The organism is Mycobacterium neglectum, assembly GCF_002591975.1.
In the GTDB taxonomy this organism is placed as follows: Bacteria; Actinomycetota; Actinomycetes; order Mycobacteriales; family Mycobacteriaceae; genus Mycobacterium; species Mycobacterium neglectum.
In genome coordinates this window covers 107,411-123,335 of the sequence record NZ_NVQE01000013.1, presented here as the reverse complement: position 1 = coordinate 123,335, position 15,925 = coordinate 107,411, and the positions used below count along the sequence as shown (strand labels likewise).

Sequence of the window (15,925 nt, the reverse complement as noted above, 5' to 3'; positions counted from 1 at the left end):
CTCGCTGCGGTGTCGCAGGCCGTCCCGAGCGACCCACCGACCCGACACCGACACCATCGCCGCCCGCCCTGCCGATGATTGACGAACAGAGCCAATTGACCTTCGCGCCCTGGATCAAACGGTCCCCGGGACAGACATCCAACGGCGCGACCGTGGTGTTCCCGCACGCCGGCGGCGCCGCAGCGGCCTACCGCGCCTTCGCGGCAGCGTTGGCGGCCGGCGGCGACGACGTCTACGTCGTGCAGTATCCGCAACGAGCCGACCGGCTCAACCATCCAGCCCCGGAAACGGTCGAAGAATTGGCCGCGCAGTTGTTCGACGCGGGGGACTGGGACCGGCTCGGGCCGTTGAAACTCTTCGGCCACTGCATGGGCGCGGTCATCGCGTTCGAATTCGCCCGCGTCGCAGAGGCCCGCGGTGCCGACGTGGGGCGGCTGTGGGTATCGGCCAGCCAGGCGCCGAGCACGATCGCGACTTCACCACGCCTTCCCACCGCCGACGCCGAAGTGATCGCGAACATGGTTGATCTCGGCGGTACCGACGAGCGACTACTCGCCGATGAGGACTTCGTCGACCTCCTCGTCCGGGCCGTGCGTGCCGACTATCTGGCGTTCAACCGCTATTCGTGCGACGGCGATGTGCAGCTTCGTGCCGACATCCACACCGTCGGCGGCCGCGACGACCACCGGGTGAGCGAAGACATGTTGCGCGGCTGGGCAACCCATGCCGGCGGGGCGTTCACACTGTCGCTCTTCGAGGGCGGGCACTTCTACATCGACGACCACATCGATACCGTCGCGGAGCTGGTCAACAATGTCTAGCGACGCGGACCCCATCGTCATCTCCGGTATGGCGCTAGAGGCGCCGGGGGGCATCGATTCTGCAGACGCCTACTGGTCGCTGCTGTCCGAACGGCGTGAAGGCTTGAGCCCCTTCCCGCGGGACCGCGGCTGGTCGGTCCGCAAGGTTATCGACGGATCGCACCGTGACGGATTCAAATCTGTCCATGATCTCGGCGGATTCCTTTCCACCGCGGCGACTTTCGACCCCGAGTTCTTCGGCATTTCGCCGCGCGAGGCCATCGCGATGGATCCACAGCAGCGCGTTGCGTTGCGGGTGGCCTGGCGGGCGCTGGAGAACACCGGGATCAACCCGGACGACCTCGCAGGCGAAGATGTGGGCTGCTATGTTGGGGCGTCCACGATGGGCTACGGCCCCGACCTGGCCGAATTCTCCAATCTCACAGGCCATCTGATGGCAGGCACCGCGTTGGGTCCGGTATCGGGACGGATCGCATACACGCTTGGGTTAACCGGGCCCGCGCTGACCATCGACACGTCCTGCTCATCGACGCTGACCGCTGTTCACCTCGCGGCGCAGGCGATTCGGTCATCCGATTGTGAGATGGCCCTGGCCGGTGGCGTGTGCGTGATGGGCTCGCCCGGCTTCTTCGTCGAGTTCTCCAAACAGCACGCGTTGTCCGACGACGGTCACTGCCGTCCCTACAGCGCACAGGCCAGCGGCACCGTATGGGCCGAGGGCGCAGCGATGTTCGTTCTGCAGCGTCGTTCTGCGGCTTTGCGCGACGGACGTCACATACTCGGTGAGTTGCGGGCGACCTGCCTCAACCAGGATGGCCGTTCTGTCGGGCTCACGGCGCCAAGCGGTCCTGCGCAGGCGCGGCTGTTCCGGCGCGCGCTCGGGTTGGCCGCGGTTCGGCCCGAAGACATCGGCATGGTCGAAGGCCATGGCACCGCAACCCGACTCGGCGACCGAACCGAGCTGATCTCGCTTGCCCAGACCTATGGCGCCACCGACCCGGGCCGTGGCGCCCTGCTGGGGTCGGTGAAGTCGAACATCGGCCATACCCAAGCCGCGGCCGGCGGGCTCGGTCTGGCCAAGGTGCTCATCTCCGCCGAGCATGGCGCGGTGCCTGCGAGTCTGCACACCGACGAGGCCAGCCGCGAAATCGATTGGGAAAAACAAGGTCTACGATTGGCCACCGAACTCACACCCTGGCCCGCAGCAGATGGACAACGCCTCGCTGCGGTGACGGCGTTCGGTATGAGCGGCACAAATGCTCATGTGATCGTCTCTGTACCGGAGGCGGCATGATGGGACCCGCCGGACTTCCCGACGGCCGCGTGCCGGTCGCGCTCAGCGCACACGCCGATGAACTCCTCGCCCGCGACGCGGAAGCGATATTGCAATACCTGAAGCGCGATCCCGAGGTGTCGGCCGTCGCGGCCATGCTGCTGCGAACCCGAAGGCCGCGCCGGCACCGCGCAGTGGTGTGCGCGGCGAGTATCGCGGAGCTGACCGACGGCCTGCGAGCCATCAGCGCCGGAACCGAACATCCATCGGTCGTCCGATCCTCGGAAACGACAACCGCGCGTACCGCGTTCGTCTTTCCCGGACAAGGCAACCAGTGGCCGTCGATGGGTGGCGATGCCTACCGTCGATTGCCTGTCTACCGTAAGCAGGTGGACGCGTGCGCCGACGCGTTCCTCTCCGCAGGCCATCCGTCACCGCTGCCGTACCTGACCGCTGAGACCGATGACGGCAGCTGGTCACAAGTCGAAATTCAGGGTGCGCAGTTCACCCACGCCGTGGGACTTGCGCACGTCTGGCAGTGCTGTGGAGTTCTGCCCGACATCACGGTCGGCCACAGTCTTGGTGAGGTGGCGGCGGCGTACGTGGCCGGACGGATGGTGCTTGCCGATGCCGTCGCTGTGGTCATTGCGCGGGCCAAGGCCGTCGACCGCCTGCAGGGTGACTACCGCATGGCGGTGCTCGGGATTTCACCGGAGGACGTCGAGCGCCTGATCGCCACGGTCGGAGGCTGGCTCGAGGTGTCGGCGGTCAACTCCAACTCATCGGTCGTGGTTTCGGGTCAACGCGATGCCGTCATCGCCCTCGTAGCCAACGCGTCGGGCCAGGGTCTGTTCGCCCGCGAACTCGACGTGAACTATCCGGGTCACACCAGTGCTCTGGAAGCGCTGCACGACGACCTGCTGACCCTGCTGCCGCGTGGGCAGTTCACAGACGCCCCAGTGCAATTCATCGGGTCCGCCACCGGCCAAGCCGTGCCGCCCGGGACCGAGTTCGCCGACTACTGGTATCGCAACCTGCGCGACACCGTGCGTTTCGACCAAGCCGTCGCCGCGGCTCGCGGTCTCGGCGCCACCAAGTTCGTCGAACTGTCGGCGCACGCGTCGCTGCTGTTCGCACTGGAAGATCTGACCGACGGATCCGATCAGTCACCGCTCATCGTCGGTTCGGGACGACGCGGCGAACTGCTCACCGAGACTCTCTCGGCCGGTATCGCCGCCGCGGCAGTGACCGACCCCGCTTTCCGCTGGGCCGACCTGGTCGACCCACAGGGCCCGACGCTGCGGGGCTTCCCCAACGCGCCGATGCGTGAAGTCCACCTGTGGGCCGAGGCCGAACCGCTGGCACCGGTGTTCGGATTGACCGTCTCCAGCGAAAAATGGCAACAGAGTGCCGAATTCGTCGCCGATGGCGCGATCAAGCGCATCGCCGTGCTGGACCTCGCCGGCCCGGACAGCGGGCTCGCCGCACAGTTGCGGACGGCCGTTACCCGTCATGATGCCGCCACACTGGTCGAACCGGATGATGCCGATCTCGTTCTCGCGGTCGCCCCGCTGCTCGACCATCCCGATGCCGAGGTGGCGGTGCAACAGATCGGCCGCCTGGTGGGCGCTGGTCTCCTCGACTATGTCGACACCGGGGGACCCGGCTGTCGCGAAGTGTGTCTGGTTACCGTCGGCGGTGAACATGTGCGACCGAGTGAACCCGTGGCGCTGCCGGCGCAGGCCGCCTTGGCCGCGATGCACCGCAGCATCGGGTTCGAGCGTCCCGACCATGCGTTCCGTCACCTGGATCTGCCGTCCTGGGAGATCGACGACGACACCGCGATGGGGGTCATCGACGCCGCGCGGAGCAATGTCGGCGAGGGAGCGGTGCGCGACACCGCATCCGGCCCCCGCCTTTTCGTCCGCACCGTGTGCGAATCGGATGGCCAAGCACTGGACCCACAGCTCGGCGGCGGGCTGCTCGACAACGTCGTGATCACCGGCGGCAGTGGGGCGGTCGGCCTGCACTTCGCTCGGTATCTGGCCGAGCGTGGCGCCCGTCGCATCGTCTTACTCAGCCGCACGGGTGTCGACGCGGCAGCGGTGGCCGAACTGAGCGCCGCCGCCTCCGGAGACCTCGAAATAGTCGCCCCGCCGTGCGATCTGCGATCCGCTGAGCAGGTGTCGGCCACCGCCCGTGAGCACGGCCGCGACGGTGCATCGCTTCTCATCCACGCGGCGGGAGCCGCGAGCTTCGCCGACTTCAGCGACATCTCCGTCGAGGGGTTCGCGGATACGGCGGCGGCCAAGATCGGCGGCTTCGCGCGCATGGTTGAACTGTGGCCGCTGCATTCGGACACGCGAATCCTGTTGTGCTCGTCGGTATCCGGCGTGTGGGGCGGCCGCGGTCATGCCGCTTACTCGGCTGCCAACCGGATGCTCGATGTGATGGCGGGACAGCTTCGCGCCAAGGGCCAAGACTGCGTGGCGCTGCGATATGGACTGTGGCGCCCGGATCCGGGGCGGGGCAGCGGCATCACCGCTCGCGCGGGTGTCGCTGCCATCGAGCGGTCCGGCCTGCTGCCCATGGCGCCGGGCGCCGCCGTCGCCGCCAGCCTGTGTGCCAACGGCGCCGATCCCCTGATCATGACCGCGGACCCCGATCGCCTGCGCAGGTTCCTCGACAGCCAGACTGCAGCCGAACCCGGAACGACGGCGACATCGAACATCGCCGTCGGCACCGACAATCCCGCGCGGGTCATCGCCGAAGTGGCTGCGGTGCTGAGCATCGACGCCGCGGCAATCGATCGCCAGACATCCCTGCTCGACCTCGGCTTGGATTCACTGCTCGCCCTTGACCTGCGTAAGCGGCTAAAGCGGGCAACCGGCAGATCGGTGCCGCTGGGCACCCTGCTCGGCGGCATCAGCAGCGCCGAGCTCATCACCGAACTCGACACCCGATCAGACAAGGTGGAAACGACGCGTGACTGACATCGCCGATATCCGAGAGCAACTCGATGAGCGCCGGCTGGAGTTGTTGCGGCGCAGGCTCTCCGAGAAGGGGCTGCGGTCCGACGAGCAGGCGACGGCAGGGCCGGTGGAGGCGGGCCTTTCCGACGGGCAGCGCCGCATGTGGTTCGTTCAGATGGCCGACCCCACCGGGGCGATCCTCAACATCTGCCTTTCCTACCGCATCACCGGCGCGCTCGACGTGGCGCGGCTGCGCGAAAGCTTGAACGCCGTCGCCGCGCGCCACGCGCTGCTGCGCACCACCTACGCCGCGGACGCCGACGGTGAGCCGCAACCGACCGTTCATGATGAGCTGACGCCGGGTTGGTCCACGCACGACCTGTCCGGGCTCTCCGAGAATTCCTGCCGGCTGCGCCTGGAGGTGCTGGCGCAGCGGGAGTTCAGCGCATCCTTCGACCTGAGTTCCGATGCGCCGCTGCGTCTGACGATCGTGCGCACCGGAGCCGACGAATACGTCATGCTGCTGGTGGCGCATCACATCGCCTGGGACGATGGCTGCTGGCAGGTGTTCTTCGCCGACCTCACCCGCGCCTACAGCGGTGAGCAACTTGCGTCGCCGACGCCGATACCTACGCCGGTCGCCGATGCCGCCGATGACGATCTCGATTACTGGCGCACCGTGATGGCCGGCCCGCCCGAACCGCTGGAACTTCCCGGGCCCAACGGATCTGCGATCCCGACGAACTTCCGGTCCCAGCGCACCTCGCTGCGGCTGCCCGACGCGACCGCGGACCGGGTGGCGGCGGTGGCCAAGGAATCCGGTGCCACCCCGTACATGGTGCTGCTGGCTGCGTTCGGTGTGCTGATCCACCGTTACACCCATTCCGACGACTTCCTCGTCGCCGCACCGGTGCTGAACAGGACCGCCGACCTCGACGACGTCATCGGCTATTACGGCAATACCGTTGCGTTTCGCTTGCGTCCGCGGCGCAACCAGACATTCCGCGAGGCGGTTGTCGAGGCCCGCGACACCGCGGTCGGCGCATTCGCGCATCAGCGGGTGAATCTCGACCGTGTGGTGCGCGAGCTCAACCCTGATCGCCGTCACGGCGTTGAGCGGATGACCCGGGTGACATTCGGCGCGCGTGGCGCCGACGGCCAGGGCTTCAACCCGCCGGGAATCACCTGCCGGCGGGCCGAGTTGCGCGGCCAGTTCACCCAGCTGCCGTTCGGTTTCATGGTCGAGTTCGACGGGACAGGAATCGAGGTCGAGGCCGAGTACCTCATCGAGGTGCTCGACGCGGGTCTGGCCCGACAGCTGCTCGAGCACTACCTGATCCTGCTCGACAGCGCCCTGGCAGTCCCCGACCTGGCCATCAGTGAACTCGACGTGATGGGGCCCGCCTACACCGAATGGCTGCGCCGGGTTTCCGCCGGTGAGGAATTCAGCACCCCGGCAACGACATTGGTGGCGCTGGTCGAAGCGCAGGTCGGCCGGAGACCGGATGCGACGGCCGTGGTGTACGAGGGTCGGCACTACACCTACAGCGAGATCAACGAATCGGCGAACCGGTTCGCGCACTGGCTTATCGAGCAGGGGATCGGTAGCGAGGACCGCGTCGCGGTGCTGCTCGACCGCTCACCCGAACTGGTGATCAGTGCGCTGGGAGTGATCAAGGCGGGTGCGGTCTACCTGCCGGTCGATCCGACCTATCCGGAGGACCGGCTGAACTTCATCCTGTCCGACTCGGACCCGAGACTCGTGCTGCGCGAGGCGGTCGGCGGGCTCGACGGTTACCCCGTGTCCAATCCGACCGACGCCGAGCGGGTTCGTCCGTTCGGACCGGAAAGCACCGCCTATCTGATCTACACGTCGGGCTCGACCGGGCTGCCCAAGGGGGTGCCCGTACCGCATCGTCCCGTCGCCGAATACTTCGTCTGGTTCAAGGGCGACTACGGCATCGACGAGAACGAACGCCTGCTGCAGGTCGCCTCGCCGAGCTTCGACGTGTCGATGGGGGAGATCTTCGGCATGCTGGCATGCGGTGGGCGGCTGGTGATCCCGCGTCCAGATGGTCTGCGCGATGTCGGATACCTCACCGATCTGCTGCACGACGAAGGCATCACGTCGATGCATTTCGTCCCCTCGCTGCTGGGTCTGTTCCTGTCGCTTCCCGGCGTCAACCAGTGGCGAACGCTGCAACGGGTGCCGATCGGCGGCGAGGCGCTGCCCGGTGAGCTCGCCGACAAGTTCCGTGGCACGTTCGACGCGCTGCTGCACAACTTCTACGGTCCCACCGAGACGGTGATCAACGCGAGCCGTTACAAGGTCGAGGGCAAGCAGGGCACCCGCATCGTGCCGATCGGTACGCCGAAGATCAACACCGCGATCCATCTGCTCGACGACGCGCTCAAGCCCGTGCCTGCCGGAGTCATCGGGGAGATCTACATCGGTGGAACGCATGTCGCGCAGGGATATCACCGCCGGCCCGGGCTGACCGCCGAACGGTTCGTCGCGGATCCGTTCACACCCGGCGCCCGGCTCTACCGCTCGGGTGATCTCGCCCGTCGCAACGCCGACGGCGACATCGAGTTCGTCGGCCGGGCCGACGAGCAGGTGAAGATCCGCGGCTTCCGAATCGAACTCGGAGAAGTCGCCGCCGCAATCTCCGTCGATCCCAGCGTTGGGCAGGCGGTCGTGGTGGTCAGCGAACTGCCGAATCTCGGCAAGAGTCTCGTCGGGTACCTCACCCCCGCCGAAGACGCCGAGGACGTCGACATCGAACGCATCCGCACCCGCGTGGCGGCGGCGCTGCCGGAGTACATGACGCCCGCGGCATACGTTGTGCTCGACGAGATCCCGATCACCACGCACGGCAAGATCGACCGTGCCGCGCTCCCGGAGCCCGACATCGACTCGTGGGCCGGTGCTGGCGCCGAATACCGGGAACCCGCCGAGGGGACCGAGCGTCGCGTCGCCGATCTGTACGCCGAGCTGCTCGGCCGCGACCGGGTCGGTGCCGACGATTCGTTCTTCGACCTCGGCGGACACTCGCTGCTGGCCACCAAACTCGTTGCCGCCGTGCGCTCTCAATGCAACGCCGACATCGGCGTTCGAGAGGTCTTCGAACTCGGCACGGTGGCCAGGCTGGCCGAACGTATCGACGCGACATCGGATTCCACCTCGCGGCGGCCGCGGCTGGTCGCCGTCCCGCACGAGGGGCCGCTGCAGATGTCGGCGTCGCAGCTGCGGATGTGGTTCCAGTACCGCATCAACGGTCCCAATCCGGTCAACAACATCCCATTCGCGGCTCGGCTCACCGGGCCATGCGACGGAAATGCCTTCGTCGAGGCGGTACGCGACGTCGTCGCCCGCCATGAGGTGCTGCGCACCACGTACCGCGAAATCGACGGCGTGCCCTATCAGATCGTGAACGGGGCCGGCCCAGAAGACGCAGTAGACGCACCAGTCGCGGTGCGACGCGCGCGCGGCGAGGACGACGGGTGGCTGCAGGCCGAACTCGACAGCGAGCGGCGGCACGTGTTCGACCTCGAGGGTGCCCTGCCGATCCGCGCGGCGGTGCTGTCGACATCGGGCGCACACGTGGTGTCGCTGGTGGTACATCACATCGCGGCCGACCACTGGTCGGCCATGGTGTTGTTCAACGACCTGCTCGTTGCGTACCGGTCTCGGCGTGCCGGCCGGCCACCGGCGTTTGCGCCGCTGCAGGTGCAATACGCGGACTACGCGGCGTGGCAGGCGTCGCTGCTCGCCGACACCGACGGACCCGTTGTGGCGCAGCGTGACTACTGGCGCGAGCGGCTTGAAGGTCTACCCGAGGATCCGGGGCTGACCCCAGACCTCGCGCGTCCGCCGGTGCTCAGCGGGGAGGGTGACGCTGTCGAGTTCAGCATCGACCGCGACACCCGAGCCAAGCTCGCCGACCTCAGCCAGCAGCTCGGCGTCACCGAGTTCATGCTGCTGCAGTCCGCGGTCGCGGTAGCACTGCACAAGGCCGGTGAGGGCAACGACATTCCGCTGGGTACTCCGGTGGCCGGTCGCACCGAAGCCGAGCTCGATCAACTGGTCGGCTTCTTCATCAACATCGTGGTGCTGCGCAACGACCTGAGGGGTAATCCCACGGTGCGTGACCTGCTGAGCCAGGCCCGCGACACCGCGCTGGGGGCGTACGCCCACCAGGATCTTCCCTTCGATCAGGTCGTCGACGCGGTTCGCCCGGTCCGCTCGTTGTCGCGGAATCCGCTCTTCGGTGTCGTGGTGCACGTACGGGAGGCGCTGCCCGCCGGGCAGGTCGTGGAGTCGACCGCCGACGGTGACACCGTTTTCACCGCACTGGAACCGCCGTTCGACGTCGCGCACGCCGACCTGTCGGTGAACTTCTTTGCTGCTGCTCAAACTGCCGGCTCAGCCGGCTCTGCCGGCGGCGACGACGGCTACCGCGGCCACGTCATCTACCGCACCGACCTGTACCGGCGCGCGACCGCGGACCGACTTGTGCGCTGGCTCGGCCGTGTGCTCACCGCGTTCGCCGACGATCCCGATCAACGACTGCGTGACATTCAGGTCGCCGATCGCGAGGAGCGGCAACGGGTCCACGTCTTCAGCGCGCGGGCCGGCGTCAGCGTGCTCGACCAATGGCGAGATCCCGTGGCGGTCGGTGTTATCGGCGACGTCTACGACCACCACATCGATGAGCAGGGCGCACATCTGCGTCCGACGGGTAAGCGGGCTCGCTGGGCCGACAACGGCGAGGTGGAGTACATCGAAGCCGCTCCGCCGTCGGCGACCGCGGGCCGGGCAGGACCCGCCGGGTCTTTTGAGCCGGTCCGCACCGAAACCGAACGTGTACTCGCGGCAATGCTGGCCGAGGTGCTCGACGTGCCCGACGTCGGGCGCAACGACGACTTCTTCAGCCTCGGTGGCGACAGCATCCTCGCGGTGCAGGCGGCTGCCAGGGCGCGTGACGCGGGGCTGGCGCTGACCGCACGAATGGTGTTCGAGCATCCCGAGATTCATGAACTGGCCGCCACCATCGACGATGCGGACGGTGCACCGCAAGCCGCCGACGTCCGTCACGAGCCGATGGCGGCGTCGGGGCTGTCGCCCGACGAACTGGCGGCGGTGACATCGATGTTCACGTCCGCGCGCGATGGTGCGCCGTGACCCTGACCGATGCCAAGGCGGCCGTCGAAGATGTGATGGCTCTCAGTCCGCTGCAGCAGGGCCTGTTCTCGCTTGCACAGCTGAGTAGCGGCGACAGCGATGGCAACAGCCTCGCCGGTGGCGACGACCCGTATGTGATCGCGATGTCCGCCGACATCTTCGGCGCACTGGACCCGGAGTTGTTACGCAACTGCGCTGCAGCACTGCTTGCGCGGCATCCCAATCTGCGCGCCAGCTTCTTTCGCGGCGATCTGAGCCGTCCCGTGCAGGTCGTTCCCAGCCGGGTCGACACGCCGTGGCGCATCATCACCGCGCCCGCGGACGAGGTCGACGCGCTGGACTCCGACGAACGGCTGCGCCCGTTCGACCTGGAGCGGGGACCGGCGATCCGCTTCGTGCTCATCGAGGTGCCCGACTCGCATTGGCGGTTCGTGGTTGTCGCCCACCACATCATCATCGACGGGTGGTCGCTGCCGCTGTTCGTCGGCGAGCTGATCGCGCTGTACCGCGCAGGCGGCGACGCCGGTGTCCTGCCCCCGCCGCCGCGGCCGTACCGCGACTACATCGGGTGGCTCGCGGCGCGAGACCAGGAGGCCAGCCGGGCATTGTGGCGCGAGCACCTCAGCGGTACGGGCAGCCCGACACTGCTGTCACCCACGCTCTCCACCGGGAAGCTCGCCGCCGCGCCGCCGCGCCGTACCGAGCTGAAGCTCGACACCGACGCCACCGCCGCACTGGCCGAATCCGCACGCTCGCACGGTGTCACCGTCAACACACTTGTTCAAATGGCTTGGGCGACATTGTTGTCGGCCTTCACGGACCGCAGTGACGTGGTTTTTGGTGTGACGGTGTCGGGCCGCCCCAGTGAGCTGGCCGGCGTCGAGACCATGGTCGGGCTGTTCATCAACACTGTCCCGCTGCGGGTGCGATTGGATCCGGCGGCCGATGCCGGAGCGCAATGCGTTTCGCTGCAGCGCGAGGCGGCCAAGCTTCGTGACCACAGCTACCTGCCCCACGCCGAGCTGAGGTCGATGGGTGGGATCGGCGAGATGTTCGACACCCTGCTGGTGTACGAGAACTTCCCGCCAGGCGGACTGGTCGGCGGAGGGGAATTCACGGCCAACGGGGCCACCTTCCGTCCCGCAGCGCTGGAGAGCCTGTCGCACTTTCCCGTCACCATCGCCGCCCACATGGTCGACGACCAACTGACGGTGCTGGTCGAGGTGGTCGACGGGGCGTTGGGGTCGATGACTCCCGAGGGCCTTGGCGGACGGCTGCTCAACACCGTCGAGCGGCTGATTGCCAAGTGGGACAGTCCGCTTCGTGACATCAGCGTCCTGCTCGACGGCGAGGAGCCGCGCACCGCGATCGACGAGACGCCTGATTCCGTCGGGCCCGGGGTGCACACCAGGTTCACCGAGATCGCATACACCCGCCTGGCGTCGCGGGCGCTGAGCTGGTCTGGCGGCGAACTGACCTACCGCGAACTGGACGAGGCCGCCGACCGGGTGGCCGCCGCCCTTGTCGGCCGCGGAGTACGCGTCGAAGATCCGGTGGCGATCAACCTTTCGCGCGGACCGCAGTATGTGATCGCCATGCTGGGGGTGCTGAAGGCCGGGGGCGTGATCGTTCCGCTGGACCCCGCCATGCCCGCCGACCGGATCGCCGACATCCTCGCCCAGTGTGGCGCCACGGTTGTCGTCGACGATGAGCTGATATCGGCTGCCGCGCACGAGCAGTCCGACGTATTCGAAGCCGTGCCCGCCCATCCTGGCCAGGCGGCCTACGTCGTATTCACCTCGGGCACGACGGGTCGGCCGAAGGGCGTGATCGGCACACATCAGGCGCTGTTGGCCTACGCCGAGGATCACGCCCGGCACATCCTGCGACCTGCGGCCGCACGGTTGAGTCATCCGCTTCGCGTCGCGCATGCCTGGTCGTTCACCTTCGACGCCGCGTGGCAGCCGCTGGCCGCCCTGCTCGACGGACATTCGGTACACATCATCTCCGACGACGTCCAACGTGACGCCGAGTCGTTGGTCGAGATCATCGCGCGCTACGGAATCGACCTGATCGACACCACGCCGTCGATGTTCGCCCAGTTGCACGCGGTCGGACTGCTGACGACGGTGCCCCTGGGGGTACTCGCTCTCGGCGGCGAGGCGATCGGCATTCCGGCGTGGAATCTCATTCGTGACGAATGCGCCCGCACGGGCATGACGGCCTACAACTGCTATGGCCCAACAGAATCCACTGTCGAGGCCGTAGTTGCCCCCATCGCCGAACATGCCGAGCCCACGATCGGGCGACCCACCTCCGGTACCCGCGCGTACGTGCTCGATTCATGGCTGCGGCCCGCGCCCGACGGTGTACCCGGCGAGCTCTACCTGTCCGGTCGCCAGGTGACCCGCGGCTATCTCGGCAGACCTGCGGAGACTGCGGGCCGGTTCGTTGCCGACCCGTTCGTGTCCGGCGAGCGGATGTACCGCACCGGTGATGTGGTGCGACGCCAGCCCGACGGGGCACTGCAGTTCCTCGGCCGCTCCGACGCGCAGGTGAAGATCCGCGGCTTTCGCGTTGAGCCCGCTGAGATCTCGGCGGTGCTGCACACGCACCCGGCAGTTCGCCACGCACACGTCGCGGTGCGGGAGCGCAACCGCGGCGGGCCGCGGCTGGTCGCCTATGTAGCCGCCGAACTCGCCCCTGACCTCTCCGAGCTGCGAGCAATGCTGTCAAAACGGCTGCCGCGCTACATGGTTCCGCACAGTATCGTCGTCGTCGATCAGATGCCGCTGACGTCGCACGGCAAGATCGACGAAGCCGCGCTGGCCGCATTTGCCGTCGACGACGGTCCATCGGCTGCACCGGAGACGGAGACCGAGGCCGCGCTCGTCGCTGTGCTGACCGAACTGCTCGACGGCGCCGAGATCGACGTCACCGCTGAATTCCTTGCGCTCGGCCTCGACAGCATCGTCGCGCTCTCGGTGGTGCAGGGCGCCCGCAGACGCGGGATCCCCTTACGGGCGCGGCTGATGCTCGAATGCGCGACCATCCGCGAACTCGCTGCCGCCATCGACAGCGAATCGGTCACTCTCGGTCGGCAGGGTGAGGAGCAGACCGGGCCGATCCCCGTGCTGCCCAACGTGCACTGGCTCTACGAGCACGGGCAGCCTCGGCGGCTGGCGCAGACCGAGACGATCCGACTGCCTGACGGGATCACCCGCGCGGATCTGAACCGCATGCTCAAGGCCGTCATCGACGGGCACGAGACGCTGCGCAGCCGCCTGGACCTCGACACCATGACACTCGTCGAGCACGAGCCTGCGGACTTTCTCACCGAGGTGTGGGTCGAGGGCGCCATGGTCGACGCGGTGGCCGAACAGTCCGGACATGCGGTGGAAAGGCTGGACCCGCAACGGGGATCGATGCTGTCCGCCGTGTGGCTGCGCGAACCGGGCGGCCCCGGCGTGCTCATGGTGGTCGCACACGTACTTGCGTTGGACCCGGCGTCATGGCGGATCGTATTGGGGGAGCTCGACGCCTCCTGGTACTCCATCAGATCGGGTCGCGACCCCGTGCCCGCGTCGGAGCACACCAGCTATCGGCGTTGGTCACAGTTGCTCACCGAGCATGCGGCCGAACTCGATACATGTGATTTCTGGGCGGCCCAGCTCAACGGTGCCGATCCGGTGCTCGGCACGCGCCGCGTCCGTCCGCAGACCGACCGGATCGGCGACGTCGTCGTCACCATGTCCCTCACCGACCCCGATGTGTCGGCGCGCGTGCTCAACGGGGCCAAGCCGGCTCAGAACCTTCTTGCCGCCGCGGCGGCTCGGACCATCGACCGGTGGCGAGAGCACCGGGGGCAGGATCGGCCGCCACCGCTGCTCGCGTTGGAAACGCATGGTCGCGCTGACGGAATCGTCGTTGACGCCGACACCTCCGACACGGTCGGCCTCCTCACCGCCATCTACCCGCTGCGGATGGACTCGCCCGGTGCGCTCGAGGCGATGCCGGGCGACGGCATCGACTACGGGCTGCTGCGCTATCTACGCCCCGACACCGCGCGGCGTTTACAGGCGTACGCCGAACCGCAGGTGCTGCTCAACTTCCTCGGCGGGGTGCATGTTCCCACCGGCGGAGAACTGACGCCGGATCGTGCGCTGCTCGCGCACGTCTCACCGCGGCCGGAACCCGATCTTGCGGTGCGACATGAGCTGACCATCCTGGCGGCGGTGATCGGCGAGGCGGGCTCGCCGGTACTTGGCACGCAGTGGCGCACACTGCCCGACATCTTGTCCGCTGACGACGTCGTCACCCTGCAGGCGATGTGGCAGGACTCGCTACGAGAGGTTGCACCATGAGGCCCACGCTCGCCGTCGTCGGCGCGGGGGCCAAGGCCGTCGCCGTCGCCGCCAAGGCGGCTGAGCTGCACGACATGGGCGTCGAGGTGCCCAAAGTCGTTGCGGTGGAACGCACCGGTGTTGCCGCCAACTGGCAGGCCGAGGGCGGCTGGACCGACGGTCAGCACCGGCTGGGCACCAGCCCCGAAAAGGATGTCGGCTTCCCGTACCGCTCGTCGCTGGTGCCGCGCCGCAACGCCGAACTCGATGAACGCATGACGCGGCACAGTTGGCAGTCGTATCTGATCGCCACCGGTCAGTTCGCCGAATGGGTGGACCGCGGCAGGCCGGCGCCCACGCATCGCCGGTGGAGTCAGTATCTGCGCTGGGTCGCGGGCAACTGCGAGATGAACGTCATCTCCGGTGAGGTCACCGGGATTTCGGTCGACAGCACAGCTGACGCGCCGCGGTGGGCGTTGCACACGTCCGAGAAGGCACTACTCGCCGACGGCGTGATGATCACTGGTCCCGGCCAGCCCGAGCGGTCCATACTGCCCGGCAATCCGCGGGTGCTGTCGATCGCACAGTTCTGGCATCGGGCGGCGGGCAGCGAGCTGATCTCCGCGGAACGAGTCGCGGTCATCGGAGGAGGGGAGACCGCCGCCTCGATACTCAATGAGCTTTTCCGGCATCGGGTTTCGACGATCACCGTCATCTCGCCCGGAGTCACCCTGTTCACCCGTGGCGAGGGCTTCTTCGAGAACAAGCTGTTCTCCGACCCCACGGGCTGGACCGGCCTCACGCTGGATGAGCGCCGAGACGCGCTGGCCCGCACGGATCGCGGAGTGTTCTCCGCCCGGGTTCAGGATGCGCTGCTGTCCGACGACCGGATCCGTCACCTTCGGGGTCGCGTCGCACACGCGGTGGCGCGCGACAGCCGAATCCGACTGACGCTGAGCACGAATCAAGGCGGCGAGAATCTCGAGACGGTGCACGGCTTCGATCTGGTGATCGACGGTTCGGGTGCTGATGCTCTCTGGTTCGTGCCGTTGCTGGGCCAGGACGCCCTCGATCTGCTCGAACTCAGTCTCGGCGGTCTGCTCACCGGTGACTCGCTGCAGGAATTCATCGGCGATGACCTGGCGATCACCGGTCTCACACCGAAACTTTTCCTGCCCGGCCTGTCCGGGCTCACCCAGGGGCCGGGCTTTCCCAACCTGTCCTGTCTGGGTCTGCTGTCCGACCGGATACTCGGCGCCGACTTACAGGCCGCCGCCACCGACTATGCGCGGGAGAGAAGCGACGAGCACGAACCCATTCGATGACGGCAG

Annotated in this window: 6 protein-coding genes; all 6 read left to right on the top strand. The window is 67.6% G+C overall.

Annotated elements, in window-relative coordinates; translation table 11 throughout:
* Nucleotides 1-74 precede the first annotated feature (74 nt).
* From CSQ99_RS12995 to mbtG, 6 genes are read left to right on the top strand one after another with little or no spacing between them, the layout of a single operon-like run.
* Nucleotides 75-821 (top strand): thioesterase II family protein, encoded by a 747-nt coding sequence (locus CSQ99_RS12995; RefSeq protein WP_099039436.1) that lies wholly within the window; start codon nucleotides 75-77, stop codon nucleotides 819-821.
* Complete coding sequence (locus tag CSQ99_RS12990) at nucleotides 814-2,115, top strand: beta-ketoacyl [acyl carrier protein] synthase domain-containing protein (RefSeq protein ID WP_099039435.1); 1,302 nt, start codon at nucleotides 814-816, stop codon at nucleotides 2,113-2,115. Before CSQ99_RS12995 ends, CSQ99_RS12990 begins: the two co-directional genes overlap by 8 nt.
* Nucleotides 2,115-5,087 carry a mycobactin polyketide synthase MbtD gene (mbtD, locus tag CSQ99_RS12985; protein ID WP_099039434.1) on the top strand — a complete coding sequence of 991 codons (2,973 nt, stop codon included), beginning with the start codon at nucleotides 2,115-2,117 and terminating at the stop codon, nucleotides 5,085-5,087. Before CSQ99_RS12990 ends, mbtD begins: the two co-directional genes overlap by 1 nt.
* Entirely contained in the window at nucleotides 5,080-10,251 is a 5,172-nt protein-coding gene (locus tag CSQ99_RS12980; protein WP_099039433.1) for a non-ribosomal peptide synthetase, read from the top strand. The genes mbtD and CSQ99_RS12980 overlap by 8 nt, the downstream gene beginning before the upstream one ends.
* Nucleotides 10,248-14,615 carry a non-ribosomal peptide synthetase gene (locus CSQ99_RS12975; protein WP_099039432.1) on the top strand — a complete coding sequence of 1,456 codons (4,368 nt, stop codon included), beginning with the start codon at nucleotides 10,248-10,250 and terminating at the stop codon, nucleotides 14,613-14,615. The genes CSQ99_RS12980 and CSQ99_RS12975 overlap by 4 nt, the downstream gene beginning before the upstream one ends.
* Nucleotides 14,612-15,919, top strand: coding sequence for an NADPH-dependent L-lysine N(6)-monooxygenase MbtG (gene mbtG / locus CSQ99_RS12970; protein WP_099039431.1), 1,308 nt, complete (start codon nucleotides 14,612-14,614; stop codon nucleotides 15,917-15,919). Before CSQ99_RS12975 ends, mbtG begins: the two co-directional genes overlap by 4 nt.
* Nucleotides 15,920-15,925 lie beyond the last annotated feature (6 nt).

Coding starts and splice junctions, on each gene's coding strand:
- CSQ99_RS12995 (WP_099039436.1), top strand. CDS start 75: ATGATTGACGAACAGAGCCAATTGACCTTCGCGCCCTGGATCAAACGG.
- CSQ99_RS12990 (WP_099039435.1), top strand. CDS start 814: ATGTCTAGCGACGCGGACCCCATCGTCATCTCCGGTATGGCGCTAGAG.
- mbtD (WP_099039434.1), top strand. CDS start 2,115: ATGGGACCCGCCGGACTTCCCGACGGCCGCGTGCCGGTCGCGCTCAGC.
- mbtG (WP_099039431.1), top strand. CDS start 14,612: ATGAGGCCCACGCTCGCCGTCGTCGGCGCGGGGGCCAAGGCCGTCGCC.